Origin of the sequence: Nitrospirillum amazonense, from assembly GCF_007828035.1 — a bacterium.
Lineage (GTDB): Bacteria > Pseudomonadota > Alphaproteobacteria > Azospirillales > Azospirillaceae > Nitrospirillum > Nitrospirillum amazonense.
Genome location: NZ_VITV01000004.1, coordinates 466,183 through 489,408, shown reverse-complemented (window position 1 = coordinate 489,408; position 23,226 = coordinate 466,183). Strand labels below are relative to the sequence as shown.

The 23,226-nt window shown below is 67.9% G+C and carries 20 protein-coding genes; 5 read left to right on the top strand and 15 right to left on the bottom strand.

The genetic code is table 11. The features are described 5' to 3' along the window. Positions 1 to 215: 215 nt before the first annotated feature. The 5 genes from FBZ87_RS13795 to ribA form a co-directional block, all read right to left on the bottom strand. The gene (locus FBZ87_RS13795) at positions 216 to 1,589 is read right to left on the bottom strand and encodes an NAD(P)H-dependent flavin oxidoreductase (protein WP_145610860.1); all 1,374 of its coding nucleotides are present in this window, start codon (positions 1,587 to 1,589) and stop codon (positions 216 to 218) included. A gap of 233 nt (positions 1,590 to 1,822) precedes the next feature. Then, complete coding sequence (locus FBZ87_RS13790; RefSeq protein WP_186454748.1) at positions 1,823 to 2,575, bottom strand: glycerophosphoryl diester phosphodiesterase; 753 nt, start codon at positions 2,573 to 2,575, stop codon at positions 1,823 to 1,825. Next, positions 2,572 to 3,135: a L,D-transpeptidase family protein gene (locus tag FBZ87_RS13785; protein ID WP_145610859.1), complete on the bottom strand. Its 564-nt coding sequence runs from the start codon at positions 3,133 to 3,135 to the stop codon at positions 2,572 to 2,574. The genes FBZ87_RS13790 and FBZ87_RS13785 overlap by 4 nt, the downstream gene beginning before the upstream one ends. 73 nt (positions 3,136 to 3,208) lie before the next feature. Continuing rightward, on the bottom strand, positions 3,209 to 4,927 hold the full coding sequence (locus FBZ87_RS13780; RefSeq protein ID WP_145610858.1) for a hypothetical protein: 1,719 nt from the start codon (positions 4,925 to 4,927) through the stop codon (positions 3,209 to 3,211). Between the two features lie 164 nt (positions 4,928 to 5,091). Then, the gene (gene ribA, locus FBZ87_RS13775; RefSeq protein WP_145610857.1) at positions 5,092 to 6,288 is read right to left on the bottom strand and encodes a GTP cyclohydrolase II; all 1,197 of its coding nucleotides are present in this window, start codon (positions 6,286 to 6,288) and stop codon (positions 5,092 to 5,094) included. A gap of 537 nt (positions 6,289 to 6,825) precedes the next feature. On the opposite strand from ribA, the gene FBZ87_RS13770 reads away from it, so the two are divergent. The 3 genes from FBZ87_RS13770 (at position 6,826) to FBZ87_RS13760 (ending at position 9,120) form a co-directional block, all read left to right on the top strand. Next, positions 6,826 to 7,722, top strand: coding sequence for a hypothetical protein (locus tag FBZ87_RS13770; protein ID WP_145610856.1), 897 nt, complete (start codon positions 6,826 to 6,828; stop codon positions 7,720 to 7,722). Positions 7,723 to 7,843: 121 nt separating this feature from the next. Beyond that, entirely contained in the window at positions 7,844 to 8,515 is a 672-nt protein-coding gene (locus tag FBZ87_RS13765; RefSeq protein WP_145610855.1) for a response regulator transcription factor, read from the top strand. Beyond that, positions 8,512 to 9,120, top strand: coding sequence for a YcbK family protein (locus FBZ87_RS13760; protein ID WP_145610854.1), 609 nt, complete (start codon positions 8,512 to 8,514; stop codon positions 9,118 to 9,120). The genes FBZ87_RS13765 and FBZ87_RS13760 overlap by 4 nt, the downstream gene beginning before the upstream one ends. Positions 9,121 to 9,220: 100 nt before the next feature. Here FBZ87_RS13760 and FBZ87_RS13755 read toward each other — a convergent pair whose 3' ends face one another. The 10 genes from FBZ87_RS13755 to FBZ87_RS13710 all read right to left on the bottom strand — a co-directional run bounded on the left by FBZ87_RS13755 (position 9,221) and on the right by FBZ87_RS13710 (position 21,698). Further along, the gene (locus tag FBZ87_RS13755) at positions 9,221 to 9,841 is read right to left on the bottom strand and encodes an outer membrane protein (RefSeq protein ID WP_186454747.1); all 621 of its coding nucleotides are present in this window, start codon (positions 9,839 to 9,841) and stop codon (positions 9,221 to 9,223) included. A 565-nt stretch (positions 9,842 to 10,406) separates the two neighbouring features. After that, positions 10,407 to 12,536 (bottom strand): polyribonucleotide nucleotidyltransferase, encoded by a 2,130-nt coding sequence (gene pnp, locus FBZ87_RS13750; protein ID WP_145610852.1) that lies wholly within the window; start codon positions 12,534 to 12,536, stop codon positions 10,407 to 10,409. 294 nt (positions 12,537 to 12,830) lie between these two features. Next, on the bottom strand, positions 12,831 to 13,100 hold the full coding sequence (gene rpsO, locus FBZ87_RS13745; protein ID WP_145610851.1) for a 30S ribosomal protein S15: 270 nt from the start codon (positions 13,098 to 13,100) through the stop codon (positions 12,831 to 12,833). 15 nt (positions 13,101 to 13,115) lie between these two features. Next, positions 13,116 to 14,057: a tRNA pseudouridine(55) synthase TruB gene (truB, locus tag FBZ87_RS13740; RefSeq protein ID WP_145610850.1), complete on the bottom strand. Its 942-nt coding sequence runs from the start codon at positions 14,055 to 14,057 to the stop codon at positions 13,116 to 13,118. Then, positions 14,047 to 14,526, bottom strand: a complete 480-nt coding sequence (gene rbfA / locus FBZ87_RS13735) for a 30S ribosome-binding factor RbfA (RefSeq protein WP_145610849.1) — start codon at positions 14,524 to 14,526, stop codon at positions 14,047 to 14,049. The genes truB and rbfA overlap by 11 nt, the downstream gene beginning before the upstream one ends. Positions 14,527 to 14,719: 193 nt before the next feature. Beyond that, a complete protein-coding gene (gene infB, locus FBZ87_RS13730) occupies positions 14,720 to 17,464 on the bottom strand; it encodes a translation initiation factor IF-2 (RefSeq protein ID WP_145610848.1) in 2,745 nt (914 codons plus the stop codon). A gap of 73 nt (positions 17,465 to 17,537) precedes the next feature. After that, positions 17,538 to 18,215, bottom strand: a complete 678-nt coding sequence (locus FBZ87_RS13725; RefSeq protein WP_246134394.1) for an RNA-binding protein — start codon at positions 18,213 to 18,215, stop codon at positions 17,538 to 17,540. 14 nt (positions 18,216 to 18,229) lie between these two features. Continuing rightward, the gene (nusA, locus tag FBZ87_RS13720; RefSeq protein WP_004272990.1) at positions 18,230 to 19,729 is read right to left on the bottom strand and encodes a transcription termination factor NusA; all 1,500 of its coding nucleotides are present in this window, start codon (positions 19,727 to 19,729) and stop codon (positions 18,230 to 18,232) included. Positions 19,730 to 19,806: 77 nt separating this feature from the next. Beyond that, entirely contained in the window at positions 19,807 to 20,301 is a 495-nt protein-coding gene (gene rimP / locus FBZ87_RS13715; RefSeq protein ID WP_040846615.1) for a ribosome maturation factor RimP, read from the bottom strand. Between the two features lie 407 nt (positions 20,302 to 20,708). Continuing rightward, complete coding sequence (locus tag FBZ87_RS13710) at positions 20,709 to 21,698, bottom strand: 2-hydroxyacid dehydrogenase (protein ID WP_040846616.1); 990 nt, start codon at positions 21,696 to 21,698, stop codon at positions 20,709 to 20,711. Positions 21,699 to 21,904: 206 nt separating this feature from the next. On the opposite strand from FBZ87_RS13710, the gene FBZ87_RS13705 reads away from it, so the two are divergent. Beyond that, positions 21,905 to 22,501 (top strand): SH3 domain-containing protein, encoded by a 597-nt coding sequence (locus FBZ87_RS13705; protein ID WP_145610847.1) that lies wholly within the window; start codon positions 21,905 to 21,907, stop codon positions 22,499 to 22,501. Further along, complete coding sequence (locus tag FBZ87_RS13700) at positions 22,501 to 23,214, top strand: class II aldolase/adducin family protein (RefSeq protein ID WP_145610846.1); 714 nt, start codon at positions 22,501 to 22,503, stop codon at positions 23,212 to 23,214. Before FBZ87_RS13705 ends, FBZ87_RS13700 begins: the two co-directional genes overlap by 1 nt. Positions 23,215 to 23,226 lie beyond the last annotated feature (12 nt).

The window sequence follows — 23,226 nt, the reverse complement described above, 5'->3', positions numbered from 1 at the left end:
CCGATCCTCAAGGATTTCCGCTATTCAGCCATGAAATTTGGAATGAATCCAGATTTAAAGGCGCTGGCCTGGACTGCGCCCGGGGAAAAGGTTGATGGCGGCCATCATTCAGTCGACCAAACAAAAAGGGGCAGCCGGCCAAACGAAAAGAGGGCCGAAACCGGCCCCCTTCCCCTGCGATGATCCCGCGTCGTGCACCCGGTCGCGATCCGCGCTCAGTACCCGGTCGCGATCCGCTCCACCAGCTGCTTCACCGTCGGCACGAAGCCGTTCTGGTACCAGGGGTCGCTGGCGAAGCGATAGGCGTTGTGGCCGGCGAACATCAGCTGGTGCTCCACATCCTCGGAATGGCTGATGTTCTGCAGGGTCTTCTGGATGCAGAAGGACCGCGGATCCGCCTTGCGGCCCGTGGTCCCTTCCTCGTTCTGCGCCCAGTTGGAGAAATTGCAGGCCGACAGGCAGCCCATGCAATCGATCTGGTCCTGGCGGATGACCTCCGCCTGGGCGGGATCGACGAAGATCAGGGTGGTGTCCGGGGTCCTCAGGGCCACGCTGTTGCCGCCGGCCACCCAGCCCTGCGCCCGCTCGCGATCATGTTCGGTGAGGTACACCGGGCGGCCGCGCGGGCCCACCATGAACTCGGCGGTCAGGTCGCCGACCGGCTCCACCGAATAGGCCACCTGCCGCTCGGCCCGGCCCTTCAGCTCTTCCAGGAAGGGGTTGCTGACGGCCGAGGAATAGAAGCCGGTGGGGGAGAAGTGGTTCAGGTAGACGTCACCCTTCTTCAGGGTCAACAGCCGCTGCTTCCATGCGTCGGAAATGGGGCTTTCCTTGGTCAGCAGCGGACGGGTGCCGAACTGGAAGCCGACGGGCCCGATCTCCGGATTGTCCAGCCAGTGGTCCCATTCCGACAGCCACCACACGCCGCCCGCCATGATGATGGGCGTCTCGTTCAGGCCGAAGCTGTTCATCATCTCGCGCAGGGCCTTCACGCGGGGATAGGGATCCTCGGGCTTCAGCGGGTCCTCGCTGTTGGACAGGCCGTTATGGCCGCCCGCCAGCCACGGATCCTCGTAAACCACGCCGCCCAGGAAATCCCGGAACTTGTTGTAGGCGCGCAGCCACAGGGCGCGGAAGGCGCGGGCGGACGAGACGATGGGGTAGTAGTACACGCCGTGCTTCACCGCGATCTCGGCCACGCGGTAGGGCATGCCGGCACCGCAGGTGATGCCGTGGATCAGGCCCTGGGCCCCTTCCAGTACGCCGTGCAGGATCTGCTCGGCCGCCGCCATTTCCCACAGCACGTTCATGTGGATGCGGCCTTCGCCGCCCGCCGTCTCGTGCGCAACGCGGGCCTGGTAGATGCCGCCGCGGATGGAATGCTTGATCAGTTCCTCATGCCGCTCACGGCGAGTCTTGCCATGATAGACTTGGGGGATCAGCTGGCCTTTATCGTCGTAGGCGTCGGCGTTGACGCCGGAGAAGGTGCCAACGCCGCCGGCCGACGCCCACGCGCCGGAGCTTTCGCCGTTGGAAACGGAGATGCCTTTGCCACCCTCGACGACGGGCAGCACTTCCTTACCGGACATCACCAATGGCCGCAGCGCCTTCAACTCACGTCTCCTGAAAACCGGACCTTGCGTCAACCCGTGCCCCCATGCGGGGTTACCGGAATGGTTCGGGTCCCCAATACATATAGGGTGGCGGCGGGCGGCCGCTAACATATCGCAGGCTGGATATAGGAAAACCGGGGCGCGCGAAAGGCCCCTCGTCCGCTTGACGTGGACTGCGCCCAATGTTTTTGCCCGCCCGGCCCGCCTTTTCAGCCCGCGATTTCCATGAGCCCGCTGGGCGTGTCGGTGAATACCGATGAAACGCCCCAGCCCAACACCTCCCGCGCCATGGGCACCGTGTTGACCGTGTAGGCCAGCACCGGCCGCCCGGTGGACTTATACTCCCGAATGCTGGCCGCGTCCTCCCTGCGGGCGTTGACGTTGATGGTGCTGACGTTCAACTGCTCCACCCGCTGGCGCCAGTTGGCCGGCCGCCGGTCGATGAGGTAGCCCAGGGGCCAGCGCGGCACCACCTGGCGCGCCATGTCCAGGGACGCGTCGGCGAAGGAGGAGACCAGGGGCGGCGGCCGGTCGTCCGGCCACAGAGAATAGGCCAGGGTCAGCGCGACGCCGGCCGTTTCCTCCTCCCGACCCGGGCAAGGCTTGATCTCCAGGTTCAGCCCCAGGTTCAGGGCCAGCACCAGTTGGATGACCTCCACCAAGGTCGGCACCTTCTCGCCCCGGAAGGCGGGGGAGAACCAGGACCCGGCGTCGAGCTGGCGCAGGGCGTCCAGCGTCAGGTTCTTGGCCGGCCCCTTGCCGTCGGTGGTGCGGTCCAGATCGTCGTCATGCATCAGCACCGGCACCAGATCGGCCGTCAGCTTGACGTCCACCTCCACCCATTTGGCGCCTTGCGTCGCCGCCATCCGGATACTGGACAGAGTGTTCTCCGGCGCGTGCCGGGCGGCACCCCGGTGGCCAATCAGGCGGGGCAAAGGGCCCAACGGCAGGATGTTGCTCATGGCATCGGTCCTTGATCAGGAACACACAGCCGGTCCCCCGGCTGGCAATGGGACAGCAGGCGGCGCAAATCGTCCAGGTCCAGGGCGGTGCAGCCGGCCGTGGCGGTGCGGTCGGGCCGCGTCAGGTGCATGAAGATGGCACTGCCCAGGCCGGGCACCGGCGGGTCATCGTTATGCCCCAGCACCACGACGATGTCGTAGACGTGGTCTTCCCGCCACATCACCTCATGGCTGGCGGGAAACGGCAGGGTCACCGGGCGGTTGTAGTCGGGGTGGGTGGGGTCGTCGCACCAGCCCTCATCCGGTGCCAGGGCCGCCACCGGCAGGGCGGTCTCCGGCGCCGGCAGGCGATCCGGGCGGTAGAGCACGCGGCGGAGGGGAAAGCGGCCCACGGGGGTACCCCCGTCCCCTTCCCGCTTGTCGGCGATGATCCCGCCCCGGCCGATAATGCAGGCGGCCTCATGGGCCCGGCCCTGGCCGTCCTGCCAGCGCAGCCGGTAGCCGGCACCGGAACCGGGCGTCGCTGGAAGGGTGGCATCTGGGATCAGGTGGATGTCCATCCCCCCTCTATACCCCAACCGGCGTCCCGATCAATTGGGCCGCGTCAAAGCGGCGGCCCAGTGAGGCGGCGATTTAATGAGGCGCGCCCTGGGCGTCCTTCATGGCCTGATATTTGGCCAGGTTGGCCATCATGATGTCGGCGATGAACTGCTTGGGCAGCGGGGGCGGGCCGCCGGTGGCATTGCTGATGACCGCGGCCCCGGTTTGGACGGCGCCACCCCGGGATGCGGCCTGGCTGTCGGTCGCACCGGCCGGCGGCATGGCGCTGGCGGACAGGGTGCCGCCGCTGGCGGGCTGCTGCGGCATCGCGGGCTGGGCGCCGGCAGGCGCCTGGCTACCGTTGACGCTGGCCGACGCGGCGGTGGCCTGGGCCAACAGGGTGGCCGTGTCCTGGCCCATGGCATTGGTGTAGGCCTGGATGGCCTGGGGCACTGGGGTGCGCTGCGGCTGCGCGGTAGTGGCCGTGCCGCCGTCCATCACCTGGATCATGGCCGGGTGGGAGGCGGCGGCCATCACTGCTTGGGACTGGGCGGCCTGGGACTGGGCGGCGTTGGCCTGGACCGCACCGGTCTGGAGCACCGTGGGGCCGGCGGTAGCGGACTTGATGTTCTGGACGTAGCTGGGGGCCACCAGGGTGCGGCCGGTGGGGGCGCCCGCGCCGGCGCCCGCCATGGCGCGGTAGTTGGCCAGGGTCAGGCCGTGTGCCTGCTTCTGCCCCAGGTGGGCGCCCGCCTCATTGCTGGCGGTGTTGGCCATGGCGGCGGCCTGGGCCGGCATCAGCTGCGGTCCGGCGGCCATGGGCATGGACTGGGTGCCGACACCGATGTTGGCGGCGGCGTTCGCGGCCTGGGCCATCGCCTGCGTGGCATTGGTGATCTGGCTGGCCTGCTGCGCCAGGGCCTGGGTGGGGTTGGCGCCGGGCACGGCCCCCGGGGACGCCATGGCGGGAGCGTTCACGGCCATGGGGGGCACGGCCATGGCGGGTACGGCCGCCAGGTTGGGGAAGGCCTGGCCCTGGGACCTGACCGTGGTGGCCGGCGTGGCCAGGCCGGGCACGGCGCCGGCGGGAACCGAGCTGGTGCGCACCATCTGGCCCGGAACCGGCGCCGCCTGCGCCACCGCCGGGGCCGCACCTTCCGTCTGGGGCGCCAGCACCAGGGACTCGACCTTGGCCACGGGCGCGCGGCCAGCGGTGGGGGCGTGGTCCGGCTGCTCCTGGCCGTCTCCCTGGCCGCGCCCGTGGCCGCCTTGGCGTCCCTTGCCGCCGCCCTGATCCTCGTCGGGGTCCAGTGTGACCGTGCCGGTCTTGTGGTGCCCCAGGCCCAGGGCGTCCATGACGTGGGCGCCCACGTCCTCGCCCGTTTCCTCCTCGATGATGGCGTCGCCGGTGGCCAGCGCCATGCCGATGGGGCCGCCATAGAGCAGGCCGCCCAGGATCTTGGCCGGGGCCTTGATGGTGTCGCCCGTGATCTCCCGATAGATCGTGCTGATGACAGGGATGTGCTGCAGGGGATTGATGATGTCGACCACGTCCCAGAAGGACATGTGGCTGTCCTTATGGGCAGCCGCCTGGGCCTGGACCGCAGCCGCAGTACCCACCGGGGCGGCACCTACCTGACCCGGCGACGCGCCCGCCTGTTGCGTCGCGTCCTGCGCCACCTGCTGGCCCAGCTGGTCCTGGAAGTCACCCGTCACCCCCGCCTGGCCGGCGGTCGCGGCCGTGGCGTTGCCACCCACCAGCGCGGGATCGGGGTAGGACGGCGACAGGGCAGACTGGACGCTGGGGGTCATGGGGCTTTCTCCTGCACCCACAATCCAAAGCAAGCGATATGCCAGTCTGAATATTTAATATTTTCAGTGTATTAGCCGGCATCCGCGGTCATGCGAAACCGCCCATCGGCAGATTCAACCGGGCGGCGCCAGCCGGACTTGCCGGCCTTGGCCAGCCCTGCCCATCACAGCAGGTGGCCGGCCTTTTCCGCCTTGGTGCGCAGGTAGGCGATGTTGTGGCCGTTGGCGGGGAAGATGTGGGGGACGCGGTCCACCACCTGCACGCCCCAGCGGGCCAGCTGGGACAGCTTGTCCGGGTTGTTGGTCATCAGCCGCACGGCGGTGAAGCCCAGGGCCTTCAGCATGGTGGCCGCCGGCAGGTAGGTGCGCTCGTCCGCCTCGAAGCCCACCATCAGGTTGGCGTCCACCGTGTCGACGCCGGCGTCCTGAAGGCGGTAGGCGCGCAGCTTGTTCATCAGGCCGATGTTGCGGCCCTCCTGCGCCAGGTACAGGACCACGCCGCTGCCCTGGGCCGCGATCTCGCGGATGGCGCCGCGCAGCTGGGCGCCGCAGTCGCAGCGCAAGGAGCCCAGCAGGTCGCCGGTGAAGCATTCGGAATGCAGGCGGGCCAGCACCGGCTGCGCCGGATCGGGATTGCCGATCAGGATGGCCAGATGCTCCACCCCGCCGTCGGGCGCGCGGAAGGCAATCAGGCGCGTGTCCTCCGCATCCAGCAGGGGGACGGAAGCCTCCACCACCTGGCGCAGAGTGGACTCGCCGGCGGCCTGGTAGGCCTGGACGTCGGCGCCCCGCACCGTCAGCAGGTCATTGCGCGCCGCCACCTCGGCGGCGCGGGCGGCCGGCACCTCGGCCACCACGACGGCCGGAAGCAGGCGCGCCAGCTTGACCAGCAGCAGGGCCTCGCCCTCGGCGGAGGGGAAGGGGCGGACGATGGGCGTGATGCCGGGGGTGGCGTGGCCCGGGCGGGTGGGGTCGGCCAGCAGGCGCACCAGGTCGGGCGTCAGGCCTTGACCCGACGTGCCTTGGCTCGACGGGCCCGGAGCCGGAGCGATGACCACGGTGCCGGCCCCCATGGGGTCGGCCTGCGCCGGCTCCACCGCCCGGGTCAGCAGGCCCGCGGCGATGGCGCGCTTGTCGGTCACCACCAGGGCGGGCTCGCCCCCGCCGCCTTGGGCCGCCGCCTGCCGCACCAGGGCCAGGGCCGGGGCGTCCGCCATCTCTGCCGCGCGCACCAGCAGGACACGGTCGTCACCGCCCTGCAGCATCACCAGATCGCCGCGGCGCAGCTCGGACACCGCGCGCTGGACGGAGCGGCTGGCGGTCCGCAGCAGGGGCGAGATGGGTTCGGCGGCGAGCGACATGCGGGTATATCCAGGCGACACGGGAGAACGGCACGGGGCCTTGGGACTTAGGCTGAGGGACGGCACGAAAAATGGGCACCGGCGCATGGGCAGCAAATGGTCATTTGGCCCGCCCGGCACAACCACTTCCGCCCAAATCACACGGTATCGGTCCCCGGTGCGCGGGCGAAGCGCTAGCGTTGCATGGGTCCCCAGCCCGGCGGTGGGACGGCGTGCGGAATAAATCCCACGCCGCGTCGCTCGCCCCGCCAGCCCCGCGCCGGGCGGCCAGCCGATATGACCGATCGCGCCATGGCTTTTCCGGGCGGGAAACACCAGAGTAAGTGGCGCATCCGACCATCGGGCGGTGGGCCGACGGTGTGGCGGACACCCCGGTAACCCGCTGATGCAACGGTGTTTCCCGCCCCGTTTCCGTTTGTTTCCGGCCCCTGCGCCGACCCCGTCACGTCAGGACCCTAACGGGATGTTCCGTGCCTTCGCCCCGGCCTCAGCCCCCTCTTCCGGCCCGCCCCCCGGCGGTGGTCGCGGAGGCGACGCATGATCCAGCCGCAGATCATCGACAGCGACTGGCAGGCCCTGCGCGAGCCGCTGGACGATAAGGCGCGGGCCATCGAGCTGGCCTGGGAATTCGCCCGCATGGTGCCGTCGCGCCCCCATGTCCTGGATCTGGGCGCCGGCCTGGGCGCCAACGTCCGCCATCTGCTGCCCCGCCTGGGGCGCATGATCCAGGATTGGACCCTGATGGACACCGACGCCACGGTCCTGGGCGGCGTGGCGGAGCGGATGCAGCGCTGGGCGCATGAATTGGGCTGGGGCATGGCCCGCAACCCGCCGGAAGCCGGGACACCGGGTGCGGTGGGCGAGCTGATCCTGTTCGGCGACGACATGCGCAGCCGCCTGACCCTGATCCAACAGGACATGTCGTCCGACCTGCACGACCTGGGCATCCAGCGCCATGACGGCGTTACCGGCAATGCCTTCTTCGATCGCGTATCGGCGGAATGGCTGGACCATTTCGTTGTCGAACTGGCGGCCAGCGGCCTGCCGCCCGTATTGGCCACTGGGGTGCAGGATGGCCGGCTGCTCTGGCGGCCAGAGGATCCGGACGATGGGATGGTGGTGGAACTGGCGACGGCCGCGGCCCAGCGCGACTATGGCTTCGGCCCGCCGCTGGGCGATCAGGCCTCCCCGGTTCTGGTGGAAAGGCTGGAGGCCGCGGGCTATCGCCTGGACGGCGCCCGGTCGGACTGGCGGCTGTCTGGCCTGCGCGCCCGACAGGCACACCTGGACCTGGTGGACATTCTGGCCGCCCAGGCGGAAGCACGCGATCCCGCCATGGCCGACCGCATCGGCGCCTGGCGCGAGCGCCGCCGCGCCGCCGTCATGCGGGTGGAGCTGATCGTGGGCCACGCCGACATCCTGGCCAGGCGATAGAGAGGAAGCTCAACCCATGGGGCATGCGCCCATGGACTCCCGTGCGAACGATCCGCACCCATGGTAAGAAGACGACAAGACTGTCCGTCCGCCTCCGTCCCCGTTGCCCTAGTCCAGGCCTATGACGACCCCAGGCTCCAAGAAACTGTTGCTGGTTGAGGATGACGAAACCCTGCGTCACCTGTTGGCCGAACAGCTGACGGCTTTGGAGGAATTCGACGTGCGGCAGGCCGCCCATGGCGCCACGGCGCTGGCCGCCGCGCAGGAGGTTTCGTTCGAGGCCATTCTGCTGGCCAGCCGCCTGCCCGACATGGACGGGGCCGCCGTCTGCGCCGCCTTGCGCCAGGCCGGTGTGGACTGCCCCATCCTGCTGATGGCGGCGGAGGGGGAACCCGACGTGGCGGGCTGCAGCGACCGGCTGGTGAAGCCGTTCCGCATCGGCACGCTGCTGACCAAGCTGCGCCAGCATGCCCGGCCCACGGGCGACGACCCCGCCCTGCGCATCGGCCCCTATGAGTTCCGCGCGGTCGCCCGCACCCTGCGGGAGGACGGCACCGGCGCCGAAACCCGGCTGACCGACAAGGAAGCGCAAATCCTGGCCTATCTGCACCGCGCCGAGGGCGCGGTCATCAGCAGGGAGCAGTTGCTGGACCAGGTGTGGAACTATAACGAAGGCGTCACCACCCACACCCTGGAAACCCATATCTATCGCTTGCGACAGAAGATAGAGCGGGACCCGGCCAACGCCGTCCTGCTGGTGACCGAACCCGGCGGATATCGGCTGGCCCCATGACAAAACCCCCTTTCCGGTTCGCCCGGGCGGCATCCCTTTCCCTGATGCTGGCCGTGGTCGCGGCGTGCGGCGGCGGCGCGCCCAAGCCCTTCCCCGTGCCCCCGGCGGAGGCCGACTTGCCGCCGGCAAATACCGCCGCCATCCGCCGCGTCGTGCTGGTGCATCCGCCTAGCAAGGAGAAGGTGGACGTCATCTACTGGCATGACGGCGCCTATGACGCCCACGCCATGGCCGAGGTGGCGCACATCATGCGCGATCGCCATACCGGCGAGACCCATGACATCGACCCGGCGCTGATGGACTTCATCAGCGGCGTCATCCTGCGATCCAGCCTGCCGCCGACCACGCAGGTGGACATCCTGTCGGGCTACCGCTCACCCGAGACCAATGCCGCCCTGGTCAAGGTCAACCGCAACGCCGCCCGCGAAAGCTTCCACATGCAGGGCCGCGCCGCCGACATCCGCATCCCGGCGCTGAAGGGCGACGCCATCACCGAGATCGCAAAGACCATGCAGCGCGGCGGCGCCGCCTTCTACGATGGCAGCGGCCACACCCATGTGGACACGGGGCCCGTGCGCACCTGGGCGACGTATTCCACGCGATGACTGGTTTGCGTAAGGCGGTCGCATCCTGAGAAAAGGGCGTTCGAACATGAAAAAGGCCCGGGGATGAGCCCGGGCCTTTTCCTCAAGAGGCGCGCTTTTATCAGAAGCGGATGCCGACGCCGACGCGGACCTGGCTTTCGTCCGGGGTCGTGCGCAGCTGGCCGCCGGCCAGATCCCGCGTGGAGTGCGAGTAGTCGGTGTAGTCGTACTCGATGCGGGTGAACAGGTGCTCATCGATGGCGTAATCGGCGCCGACGCCGTACTTCACACCGTCATAGTCCTGAGCGTATTGGCGGGAGGCGCCACCCGTCAGGGCGTTGGTCGTATCGATGGAGGTGTGCTGATAGCCCACACGGCCGAACAGCAGCAGGTCGGGCTGGACCACGTAGCCCAGGCGGGCGCTGACGCCGGCGCTGTAGTTGGGCTGCACGCGGTAGCTGCCCAGGGCGTCGCTGTAGGTCCGGTCGCCGGTATAGAAATTGGCTTCGCCTTCGGCGCCGACATAGATGTTGTCATAAACGGTCTGGCCGTAGCCGGCGAAGAGGCCGCCGTTGAAACCCTGGGTCTCATGGCTGGGCGTGCTCTGCTGGCCGCCGACGGTGGCCCGCTGATGGGCGTTGAACCAGTCATAGCCGGCGTTGGCACCAACATAGCCGCCATCGAACGTGCTCTGCGCCAGGGCCGGCGTCGCGGCAACCGCGACCAGAGCCGAAGCGGCCAAGACAATAGTCCGTAAATGCGACATGGTAACTCTCCTTCAAGGTCCCTAATTCGCCACAATTTCATTGCTGCAAGCAATAAATCTTGGGCGTGTTCCGGCGATGTTTCGTCACCACCTTCAAGTCCATCGCGCTACTATTGCGGGTAACTACTGATGGATGACCGATTCATTACGCCCTCGAGACGGTCATAACCTGTGAGGATCGTCACACTTTCCATGCCCTCAGCGCACGGCTGGAAATCAATACTAAGCCCTTATTTCATGGCTAGACCGAATTAGTGCCCAGACTTCGCCACAAATGGATCGTTGTCGGCACGCGGCGGACATAGAAAAAGCCGCCCAAGCTACCCTGGGCGGCTTAATCCTTAACCAAAGGCATCGGCTGCGGCCGGATGCCTCGGGCTTATTATAGGTCCCCCTCAAGCGGCGGGCGCGGGCATCCGCCCGCTGGCCTTCCTCGTTTTGCAGTCCGCTGACGCTGCCCGCGAAACTCCGGCGCCCGCCCTTGCGGGCTACCAGCGGCAAGGAGCCCCCTGCCGCTGGGGCAAAAGTCCGGCCCTGGGGCTTACGCCTCCTCGGCCTTGTCCTTCTTGCTCAGGTCCTCGCCGGTGGCCTGGTCGACGACCTTCATCGACAGCTTCACCTTGCCGCGATCGTCGAAGCCCAGGACCTTCACCTTCACCTCGTCGCCCTGGTTGACCACGTCGGTCACCTTGGCCACGCGCTGCGGCGCCAGTTCGGAGATGTGGACCAGGCCGTCACGGGCGCCCAGGAAGTTCACGAAGGCGCCGAAGTCCATGACCTTCACGACCTTGCCGACGTAAATCTCACCCACCTCGGGTTCGGCGACGATGCCCTTGATCCACTTGATGGCGGCGTCGGACGCCTTGCTGTCCACGGCCGCCACCTTCACGGTGCCGTCGTCCTCGATGTCGATCTTGGCGCCGGTCTGCTCCACGATCTCACGGATCACCTTGCCGCCGGAGCCGATCACGTCGCGGATCTTCTCCTTCGGGATGTTGATCACGGTGATGCGCGGGGCATTCTGGTTCACGGCGTCACGGGCGCCACCGATGGCCTTGGCCATCTCGCCCAGGATGTGCAGACGGCCGTCCTTGGCCTGCGCCAGGGCGACCTTCATGATGTCCTCGGTGATCGAGGTGATCTTGATGTCCATCTGCAGGGCGGTCACGCCCGCCTCGGTGCCGGCCACCTTGAAGTCCATGTCGCCCAGATGATCCTCATCACCCAGGATGTCGGACAGCACGGCGACGCCGGTATCTTCCTTGATCAGACCCATGGCGATGCCGGCCACAGGACGCGGCAGCGGCACGCCGGCGTCCATCAGCGACAGCGAGGTGCCGCAGACGGTGGCCATGGAGGACGAGCCGTTGGACTCGGTGATCTCGGAGACCAGGCGCAGGGTGTAGGGGAAGGCTTCCTTGGACGGCAGCAGCGGGTGCACGGCGCGCCAGGCCAGCTTGCCGTGGCCGATCTCGCGGCGGCCCGGGCTGCCCATGCGGCCGGCTTCACCCACGGAGTACGGGGGGAAGTTGTAGTGCAGCATGAAGTTTTCGCGGTATTCGCCTTCCAGCGCGTCCACGATCTGCTCGTCCTGGGCGGTGCCCAGGGTGGCGACCACCAGGGCCTGGGTCTCGCCGCGGGTGAACAGGGACGAACCGTGGGCCCGGGGCAGCACGCCCACTTCCGCCACGATGGGACGGATATCGACGGTGCTGCGGCCGTCAATGCGCTTGCCGGTCTCCAGGACCGTGCCGCGCAGCACGTCGGCCTCCAGATCCTTGAAGGTGCTGCCGACGGCTTCCGCCGTGTAGGCCGCGTCCACCGTCAGAGCCTCGACCGCCTTCTTCTTGGCGGTGGAGATGGCCTCATACCGTTCCTGCTTCACGGTCAGGGTGTAGGCGGCGCGGATGTCGGCGCCCACCAGTTCGTTCAGCTTGGCCTTCAGCGCGGCCTTGTCATAGGCCGGCGGCGGCAAATCCCACGGATCCTTGGCGGCCTGCTCGGCCAGGTCGATGATCATGTTGATCACCGGCTGGAAGGCGGTGTGGCCGAACATGACGGCCTTCAGCATGATCTCCTCGGACAGCTCCTTGGCTTCCGATTCGACCATCAGCACGCCTTCCTGCGTGCCGGCAACCACCAGGTCCAGGTCGGTGGTCTCGATCTGCTCCAGCGTCGGGTTCAGGATGAACTCGCCATCCTTGTAGCCGACGCGGGCGCCGCCGATGGGGCCCAGGAAGGGCAGGCCGGACAGCGTCAGAGCGGCGGAGGCGCCGATCATGGAGACGATGTCGGGATCGTTTTCCAGGTCATGGCTCAGCACGGTGCAGACGACCTGCACCTCGTTGCGGAAGCCATCGACGAACAGCGGGCGGATGGGGCGGTCGATGAGGCGGGAGGTCAGCACCTCCTTCTCGGTCGGACGGCCCTCGCGCTTAAAGAAGCCGCCCGGGATCTTGCCGGCGGCGAACGCCTTTTCCTGGTAGTTGACGGTCAGGGGGAAAAAGTCCTGGCCCGGCTTCACGGACTTGGCGCCGACGGCGGTGCAGAGCACGACCGTGTCGCCGTAGGTGGCGATGACAGCGCCATCAGCCTGGCGGGCGACCTTGCCCGTCTCGAGGACCAGCTTGCGGCCGCCCCATTCCATCTCTTTACGGAAAACCTTGAACATATCTTTCTTCCTTCCATCCGATACTCGGATCACGTCCCGGATTGGACGGCCGAGCCGGGGCCCTATCGGCAGCACCCGCATTAGAAACCTTTAAATGACAGATGGCCAGCCGGGTCCACCCCGGCTGGCCATCTGCACTACTCAATAACCGCACTCATCCGCTTTTGGATCATCCGGACCGCGTTCTGCGCGCGGAACGGCAGCGTCGGGGCGCCGGTCCCGCTGGAAGGCGGGTGGCCGGTACCACCGGTCACTGCGGTCGCTTGCGCCGGCGGCGCCGTCCGGACCATACCCTTAGCGACGCAGGCCCAGGCGCTGAATCAGCGACGTGTAGCGGGCGGCGTCCTTGCGCTTCAGGTAGTCCAGCAGGCTGCGGCGCTGGCTCACCATGACCAGCAGGCCACGGCGGGAGTGGAAGTCCTTGTTGTGGGACTTCATGTGGTCGGTCAGGTTGGTGATGCGTTCCGTCAGGATCGCGACCTGCACCTCGGGCGAACCGGTGTCGCCTTCGGCGGTCTTGTACTCGGCAATGAGCGCCTGCTTGCGCTCGGCAGTGATCGACATCGTCGTCTCCATCACTTAGAGGTTCAAAACGCGCACCGGACGGACCTCCGCCCCCTCGACATGGACCAACGCCACCGGCTTGCCACCTGAAATGGCAAGCGCGATGGGCTCCCCGCCCGCCAACTGATCGTGAATGGCGTCCAGCCGTTCCAGATCATGACGGCGCAGCAGCGCCACCGTTTGTCCGTGTCTCAGTCGGTGCGCTTCCGCTTCCGCCAGGGCCAGCGCCGGGATGTCGTCCAGCGCGGTCTCGATCGGTTGCAGAAGTCCTTCGACCGTGGGTGTCTGCGCCACCCGTTCCAATTCGTCAAGCGAAATCGCCTGGTCCATGGTGAACCGCCCGACCCGCAAACGCCGCAGGACGGACACATGCCCCACCGTACCCAAGGCCAGCGCCAAGTCCCGTGCCAGGGAGCGCATATAGGTGCCCTTGCCGCACTCCACCTCGAACTCGGCGTGGTCGGCATCCGGGCGGCCGGTCAGCAGGAAGCTGTCCACGCGCACGATGCGCGGCGCCAGGTCCACCCGCTCGCCTTCCCGCGCCAGATCATAGGCGCGCTCGCCCGCCACCTTGATGGCGGAGAACTGCGGCGGCACCTGGCTGATCTCGCCCTGGAAACTCTCCAGCGCCGCCTCGATGGCCTCGTCGCTGGGACGGTGGTCGTGGGTGGCCGTCACCTCCCCCGCCAAATCGTCGGTGGTGCGGGACTCACCGAAGCGCAGGGTGAAGCGGTAGGTCTTGCCGCAGTCCATGGCGTAGGACACGGTCTTTGTGGCCTCGCCGAAGGCGATGGGCAGGATGCCGGTGGCGATGGGGTCCAGCGTGCCGGCGTGGCCCGCCTTTTCCGCCTGCATCAGCCAGCGCACCTTGGCCATGGCCTGGGTGCTGGTCATGCCCGGCGGCTTGTCCAGCACCAGCCAGCCGTGCAGCGGCCGGCCCTTGCGCTTACGGGCCATCGTGGCGCTCCGTGCCTTCCTCCGCGCCCTCGTCAGCGCCGTCGTCGGCGTCCTCATGACCGTCATGGTCATGATCGAGGTCGCGCTGCACGTCGGGGCGGTGCAGCAGTTGGTCGATGCGCTGGGCGTAGTCGAAGGACACGTCGACCTGGAAGCTGAGGCGTGGCACGTGCTGCAGCCGCATGGCCTTGGCCACCTGGCTGCGCAGGTAGGCCGAAACGCGGTTCAGCGCCTTGATCTGCTCCGGATGGCCGCCACCCAGCGGCATGACGAAGGCCGTGGCGTTCTTCAGGTCGGGGCTGATGCGCACCTCGCTGACCGTCACGTTGAGGTCATGCAGGTCGGGGTCGCGGAAGTCGGCCCGGCGCAGGATGTCGGCGAGAGCGTGGCGCAATTCCTCGCCCACGCGCAGCTGACGTTGAGAGGGGGCCTTGCCGGCGCGCAGGTCGGCGTCACCATGTCGGCTCATGGGTCGTTATCCTAATAAATGGGCTCCGCCCCCATCTTCGGGGGTGGGGCCGGCCCGCCCGTCCCATCACGGGAACGGCGCCGGGCCCAAAGGGCTCGGGTAAGAGCCAAAACGGCCGTCCGGGGTTGGACCGGACGGCCGGGTTGTCAGGCAGAAACTCTGATCCAGCCGAGACGGCCGGGTGGCACGCGCCTTACAGGGCGCGGGCCACCTCTTCCATCTCGTAGGCTTCGATGACGTCGCCCGCCTGGATATTGTCGTAGTTCTCGAAGGCCATGCCGCACTCGTAACCTTCGCGCACTTCCTTGACTTCGTCCTTGAAGCGCTTGAGCGTCTTGAGCGTGCCCTCATGGATGACGACGTTGTCGCGCAGCAGGCGCACGCCGGCGCCGCGCTTCACGATGCCTTCCGTCACGCGGCAGCCGCCGACCTTGCCGACCTTGGTGATGTTGAACACCTCCAGGATCTGCGCGTTGCCCAGGAAGCGTTCGCGCAGGACGGGCTTCAGCATACCGGTCAGCAGGGCACGGACATCGTCGATGATGTCGTAGATGACCGAGTAGTAGCGGATCTCCGCGTTGTCCCGCTTGGCCATTTCACGGGCCTGCGGGTTGGCGCGGACGTTGAAGCCGATGATGATGCCGCGCGAGGCGTTGGCCAGCGTGACGTCGCTCTCGTTGATGGCGCCCACGCCGGAGTGCAGGACGCGCACCTTGACCTCGGCATTGTCGCCGGCCAGCTTTTCCAGCGTGCCGGAGATCGCCTCGATGGAACCCTGCACGTCGCCCTTGATGACCAGCGGCAGTTCCTTCACCTCACCCGCCTGGATCTGCTTGAACATCTGTTCCAGCGAACCACGCGCCGACTGGGCGACCTGGGCCTCCCGCTTCTTGCGCTGACGGAATTCGGTGATTTCGCGGGCGCGGGCCTCGCTCTCGACGACCGAGAACTCGTCACCGGCCAGCGGCGTGGCGTTCAGGCCCAGCACCTCCACCGGGGTGGCGGGACCGGCGTTCTCGACATTCTGGCCACGGTCGTTGACCAGGGCGCGCACGCGGCCCCACTCGCTGCCGGCGACGACGATGTCGCCCACCTTCAGCGTGCCGCGCTGCACCAGCATGGTGGCCACGGAACCACGGCCGCGCTCCAGCTTGGCTTCCACGACGACGCCTTCGGCCGTGCGGTCGGGGTTGGCCTTCAGCTCCAGGATTTCGGCCTGCAGGAGGATGTTTTCCTCCAGCTTGTCCAGGCCCTTGCCCGTCTTGGCCGACACTTCCACGTCCAGGACGTCGCCGCCCATGGCCTCGACCACCAGGCCGTGCTGCAGCAGTTCCTGCCGCACCCGGTCCGGTTTGGCGCCGGGCAGGTCGCACTTGTTGATGGCGATGATGATCGGAACCTCGGCCGCCTTGGCGTGCTGGATGGCCTCGACCGTCTGCGGCATGACGCCGTCATCGGCGGCCACCACCAGCACCACCACGTCCGTGACGTTGGCGCCGCGGGCGCGCATCTCGGTGAAGGCGGCGTGGCCGGGGGTGTCGATGAAGGTGATGCGCGAACCCGCCGCCAACTGCACCTGGTAGGCGCCGATGTGCTGCGTGATGCCGCCGGCCTCGCGGCTGGCGACGTCGGTGTGGCGCAGGGCGTCCAGCAGCGAGGTCTTGCCGTGGTCGACGTGGCCCATGACGGTGACGACCGGCGGACGCGGCAGCAGGTCCTCGCTGCGGTCCAGGTCGCCCTTCACACCCACCTCGACGTCGGCTTCCGACACGCGGTGCGCGCGGTGGCCGAATTCCGTCACGATCAGCTCGGCGGTGTCGGTGTCGATGTTCTGGGTGATGGTGGCCATCACGCCCATGCGCATCAGCGCCTTGATCACGTCGGCACCGCGCTCGGCCATACGGTTGGCCAGTTCCTGCACGGTGATGACTTCGGGGATGATGACGTCGCGGGTCACTTTTTGCGTATCCTGACGCCCGCTCAGGCGCTGCTTTTCACGTTCACGGGCGCGGCGCAGCGCGGCCATGCTGCGGCCACGCGGGGCGCCACCGCCCTCGTCGCTCAGCGCCTGCGAAATGGTGAGCTTGCCGGCGTTCCGGCGACGCTCGCCACCCTTGGCGGCCTTGGCCGGGGCCGGGGCCGCCACCTTGCTGGCGGTCTTCGCCGCACCACCGGGGCCGGCGCGGCGGCGCCCACCCTCGTCATCCTCGTCATCGACGGCGCGCGGGGCCAGGGGGCCACGCGGGGCCGCGGCGTCCGTGGCGGCGGTCGTGGTCGACGCGGTGTTGCCGGCGGCGGGGCGGGCGGCGCGCGGGGCCTCTTCGGCCTTGCGGGCGGCCTCGGCCTCCTTGCGCTTGGCCTCTTCCTCCTGGCGGCGCTTCTCCGCCTCGGCGGCGACGCGCTTTTCCTCTTCCTGGATCATCCGCAGCTCTTCCAGCTCGCGGCGACGCAGGGTTTCGTCGTCCAGGGGACCGTCGTTGACCGGCTCCTCGACCACGGGCTCAGGCGCGGGCGCGGCCTCGGCCGGGGCCTCGTCGGCCATCGGCAGGTCGTCGGCGTCCACCTCGTCCAGCAGCTCGTCGGCCACGTCCTCCTGGGCAGGGTTCTCGCCCATGGCGCGCAAGGCGCGCAAACGGGCTTCACGCTCGCTGTCGGTCAGCTGGCGCGGGGCGCCGCCACGCGGCGGCTGGCCACGGCCACCGCCCTGCGCGGGACGGCCCTCGGCGGCGGCGCGGGCGGCGGCGCCGCCATCGGCCACGCCGGGACGGGCGCCCTGTTCAAAGGTTCGCTTGCGCTTGACCTCAACCGCAACGGTCTTGGTGCGGCCGTGCGAGAAGCTCTGGCGCACGGATCCCGCGTCCACCGTCTTCTTCAGCTCCAGCTTGCCTCGACCGGTAAGGCTCAACTTCTTGCGGTCCTGGTCGCTCGTGTCAGTCATACGATTTCCGACTGTTTCATCGTTGTCGCCCCGGGGCCGATGCCCCAAGGCCATCCCTTACCCAGCGCTGGGCCTAACGCCCCTTGGAGAGGGCGCGTAGCCTGTCCGCCTCCCGCTGCAGGCGCTGGACCAGCGGTCCGGCACCCACCACGGCATGCACCGCGTCATCGCGGCCCAGCGCCATGCCCAGCTCCCCCCGGTCGAAGATATCGACCACCGGGATGCCGGGGGACAGCGCGTCCAGCTTGGACCGGCCGTCGGCAGCCCCATCGGACGCCTCCAGCCTGAGCCCAATGCCTGACCGCGTACCGATGGCCTTGGCGCGCAGCGCCGCAGCCACCTTCTCAAACCCCGCCACCGCCTGGCCGCCCCGCCGGGCGAGCCCGACCAGGTCCAGACAACGGCGACGCAGAAGGCCCGACACCTGGGCCCCCAAGTCCGCCGGGGTGCGCACCGACCGGCGCGCCGCCTTGGCGAACAAACCTTTGGCGACCGCCTTTTCAACCAAGGCGGGGTCCGCCGTCAACCACAGCCCGCGTCCGGGCAGGGTTTCCTCCACATCGGGGACGACCGTGCCGTCGGGTCCGACGACAAAACGGATCATCCCGTCCTTCTCTCCCACCACCCCGCTGGCGATGCACCGGCGCAGTGGGCTTTTGGCCCCCCCGACCGCCTCCGCCTCGCCTTCCGGCAGCAGCGGCGCGTCGGGGTCCGGTGTCATCGCCGGTCCCGAGACCTGCGGGGAGACCATGAACCAGGCCCCCCTCAGGCGTCCGCGCCGGACTCTTCGTCCGCGAACCAGTGGGCGCGGGCCGCCATGATCAGCTCATTGGCTTCGTCCTCGCTCATCGAGTCCTTGCCCAGGATTTCGATGAGCTCGTCGCCCGCCAGGTCGGCGAAGTCGTCCAGCGTCTTGACGCCCTTCTCGCCCAGCTTGACCAGCATGGGGGCCGTCAGCGCCTCGATTGCCGCCACCTCGTCGGTGACACCCAGTTCCTTGCGGCGGTTTTCCAGGCGGCTGTTCTGCTCTTCCAGGAAATTGCGGGCGCGTTCCCGCAGTTCCTCGGCCACGTCCTCGTCGAAGGCATCGATCGAGGTCAGTTCCTCGGTATCGACGTAGGCGATTTCCTCCACCGAGCTGAAGCCCTCGGCCACCAGCAGATGGGCGATCACGTCGTCAACGTCCAGGGCCTCGATGAACATCTGCGACCGGGTCTTGAACTCCTCGGTGCGACGGTCGGATTCCTCCTGCTCCGTCATGATGTCGATGTCCCAGCCGGTCAGCATGGACGCCAGGCGGACATTCTGGCCGCGGCGGCCGATGGCCAGCGACAGCTGGTCGTCGGGCACCACCACCTCGATGCGCTTGGTCTCCTCGTCCAGCACCACCTTGGCGACCTCGGCCGGGGCCAGCGCGTTCACCACGAAGGTGGCGGCATCGCGGTTCCAGGGGATGATGTCGATCTTCTCGCCCTGCAGCTCGCCGACCACGGCCTGGACGCGGCTGCCGCGCATGCCGACGCAGGCGCCCACGGGGTCGATGGCGCTGTCATTGCTGATGACGGCGATCTTGGCGCGGCTGCCCGGGTCGCGGGCCACGGCCTTGATCTCGATGATGCCGTCGTAGATTTCCGGCACTTCCTGCTTGAACAGGCCGGCCATGAAGGCCGGATGGGTGCGCGAAAGAAAGATTTGCGGGCCGCGCGGCTCGCGCCGCACGTCGTAGATGTAGGCGCGCACGCGGTCGCCGTTCTTGAAGTGCTCACGCGGCAGGCATTCGTCGCGGCGCAGCACCGCCTCGGCGCGGCCCAGGTCCACGGTCACGTTGCCGTATTCCACGCGCTTGACCAGACCGTTGACGATGTCGCCCATGCGGTCCTTGTACTCGTCATACTGACGGTCGCGCTCGGCCTCGCGCACCTTCTGCACGATCACCTGCTTGGCGGTCTGCGCGGCGATACGGCCGAAGTCGATGGGCGGCAGCGGGTCGATCAGGAAGTCGCCGACCTTGGCATCCGGGCGCTTGCGCTTGGCCTGGGCCACGGAGACCTGGGTCGCCTCGTCCTCGACCGTCTCGACCACTTCCAGATAGCGCATCAGGTGGATGTCGCCGGTCTTGCGGTCGATGCGGGCGCGGATGTCGTGCTCGTGGCCGTACTTGGACCGGCCAGCCTTCTTGATGGCCTCTTCCATCGCCTCGAGCACATGCTCTTTCTCGATGTTCTTTTCGCGGGCGACGGCGTCAGCGACTTGAAGAAGTTCCATCGAAGCGAACCTTGCCTTCTGTTACGTCAGTAAGAACGACTGTTGGTATGATGCGGAGCGACTTGGGGGAAACGGGGTCAGTGCTGGTGTTTGCCCTCGGCGGCCGCCTTCAGCAGCGCGTCGTTCATCACCAACTTGGCCCGCAGGATCAGGTCGAACGGCACGGCGGCCGGACCGGTGGGCATTTCCACCAGCACCTTGCCGTCCTCGATCCCCTTCAGCATGCCGATGAAGCGGCGCCGGTCATCCACCGGCTGCGACGTCTCCACCCGCACCTCGAAACCCGCGAAGCGCTCGAAATCCTTGGGCCGGGTCAGCGGCCGGTCGATGCCGGGGCTGCTGACCTCCAGCGTGTAGGCGACATCGATGGGGTCTTCCACGTCCAGCAGGGCCGACACGGCGCGGCTGATCTCCGCGCAGTCATCCACCGTCATGGCGGCGCCGTCCACACGCTCCGCCATGATCTGCAGCGTCGGGCGGGCGTTGCCCGTCAGCGACACGCGCACCAGGTCGTAGCCCATGGCCTCAACCGAGGGGGCGATGATACCGGCGATGCGTTCCTGTACGTCCATCGATCTCTATCCAGGGAACGGCCGATCGGGCCGTCCCCGCCTTCGCTTGGGGACGGTTATGGGGCGAAACTTGCCCGCCTGACATCGCCGACCCCAGATAATAAAAAAAGTGGGCCAATGGCCCACCCGCAAAGCGTTCCAGCCAGCCACCAGATTGTCGATGGCCGGATCGTTATGAGGATTGCTGCGGCGGATCATAGTCGCCACGGCGTTTTGCGCAAAGGGTTTTCATGCGCCATCCGCCATGTGCCGGAAGGGATGCAGGCCAGCGTCGCCGCCGGTTGTCACAGCCCCCACCATTCCTGGTGCCATAAAACGCCAGTCAACCCCATATGGTGTGAAAAAGAGCCCCCGTCAAGATGTCCAGCGCCCCTGATCAAGGCCGCCGGAACATCTTTTCGCGAGCGTCAGAACATGGATTCGATAACCCGGTCGGGCGGCTTGTGGCCGTCGACGAAGGTCTTGATGTTGACGATGACCTTCTCGCCCATGTCCTGGCGCCCCTCGATGGTGGCGGAGCCCATGTGCGGCAGCAGCACCACGTTGGAAAGGGCCAGCAGCTTGGGGTTGATGGCCGGTTCCTGCTCGAACACGTCCAGGCCGGCGGCGCCGATCTCGCCCTTGGCCAGCTTGCGCGTCAGCTCGTTCTCGTCGATCACCTCGCCGCGCGCGGTATTGACGATGATGCTGTTGGGACGCAGCAGGTTCAGCCGGCGGGCGGACAGCAGATGGTAGGTCGCCGGCGTGTGCGGGCAGTTGATGGAGATGATGTCCATCCGCGCCAGCATCTGGTCCAGGCTTTCCCAATAGGTCGCCTCCAGCTCCTGCTCGATCTCGGGATGGACGCGGTGCCGGTTGTGGTAGTGCACCGACAGGCCGAAGCCCCGGGCGCGACGGGCCAGCGCCTGGCCGATGCGTCCCATGCCGACGATGCCCAGGCGCTTACCCCAGATGCGCGTGCCCAGCATCAGGGTGGGGCCCCAGCCCGTCCACTGGCCGGCGCGGATCAGCCGCTCGCCCTCGCCCACGCGCCGGGCGGTCGCCAGGATCAGGGCCATGGTCATGTCGGCCGTGTCCTCGGTCAGGACGCCCGGCGTGTTGGTGACCATGATGCCGCGCTCACGCGCCGCTTTCAGGTCGATGTGGTCGACGCCGTTGCCGAAGTTGGCGATCAGCTTCAGCTGCGGGCCGGCGTGGGCCAGGACGGTGGCGTCCAGGCGGTCGGTCACGGTGGGGACGACGACGGTGGCGACCTTGACCGCCTCCGCCAGTTCGGCGGGCGTCATGGCATGGTCGTCGGTGGAGAGCCGTGTATCGAACAGCTCCATCATCCGTGTCTCGATGACATCGGGCAGCTTGCGCGTCACGATGACGAGGGGCTTTTTCCGCTCGGACATGGTTCCTCCCGAGATAGCGTTCTTGCCATAGCAGCGAGGGGCGCCGCTGTCCAGCCACCCAGGGGCGCATGCCCACCCCCCGGCGCGATGATAACCGTAACAGGGCCGACGCTTGACCCCGGCGGATGGGCGATTTCTATTGGGGACCGAAACGTCGCCCCATCCTTCTTTCCCATCAACGGGGACAGCCTTTGAAACGGTCGCCCATGGTCCGCTTTTTCCGGCAGGTGCTGCCCTGCGCCGCGATCGTCCTCGCCTTCGCCACCGCCACCGCCCTGGCCGCCCCACCCACCCACACCGGCACCGACGGCACCGGTGCCGCCAGCGACCAGCAGGAGGGGGAGCCGCAAAGCGACGCCGCCCACCCCGACGCGGTGGTGCGCAGCGGCCTGCCCGTGCCGCGCTTCGTCACCTTGCGGTCCAACGAGGTCAATGTCCGCACCGGCCCCGGCGTGCGCTATCCCGTGGAGTGGGTGTTCGTGAAGGCCGGCATGCCGGTGGAGATCACGGCGGAGTTCGACACGTGGCGCCGCATCCGGGATGTGGAGGGTACGCAAGGCTGGGTGCATCAGAGCACCCTGTCCGGTCGGCGCGGCATCATCGTCATCGGCCAGCAATCGCGCACCCTGCGGCGCGACGCCGCGTCCGCCTCAGAAGCCGTGGCCCAGCTGGATCCCGGCGTCATCGCCAAGCTGCGCAAGTGCAAGGGTCCGTGGTGCCAGGTGGATGTGGGCGGCTTCCGCGGCTGGCTGCAGCGCGACGAGGTCTGGGGCGTCTACCCCAAGGAAGAGGTGGGCGAGTGATGGGCACGACCTTGCCGCCGGAGGATGACCAGGCGCTGCGCCAGGCGGTGATCGCCACCGCCCAGGCCATGAACACGCTGGGCATCAATCAGGGCAAGAGCGGCAACGTCAGCGCCCGCTGCGACGGCGGCTTCCTGGTGACGCCCTCGGGCGTGCCTTATGAGGCCCTGACGCCGGACGCTATTGTCTTCATGGACCTCCAGGGCCGTTATCGCGGTACCATGGTACCGTCTAGCGAATGGCGCATGCATCTGGCCATCTATCAGGAACGGCCCCAGGCCGGTGCGGTGGTGCACACCCATTCCACCTTTTGCACGGCCCTGGCCTGCCTGCGTGAGCCCATCCCGGCCTTCCACTACATGGTGGCCGTGGCCGGCGGCACCCGCATCGAGGTGGCGGACTACGCCACCTTCGGCACGGCGGCCCTGTCGGATGCCATGATGGCGGCACTGGGATCCCGCCGCGCCTGCCTGCTGGCCAACCACGGCATGATCGCCTTCGGCGCCGACCTGCGCCGCGCCCTGGACCTGGCGGTAGAGGTGGAAAGCCTGGCCCGCCAGTATTGGCACGCGCGCATGATGGGCACGCCGGTCATCCTGGACGACGAAGAGATGGCCGAGGTGCTGCGCCGCTTCGCGACCTATGGCCGCCAGCCCAAGGACCTGCCGCCCGGCACGCCGCAGGCGCTGGAGTTTCCCGAAAAGCTCCCCTGATGCGCGCCTGGA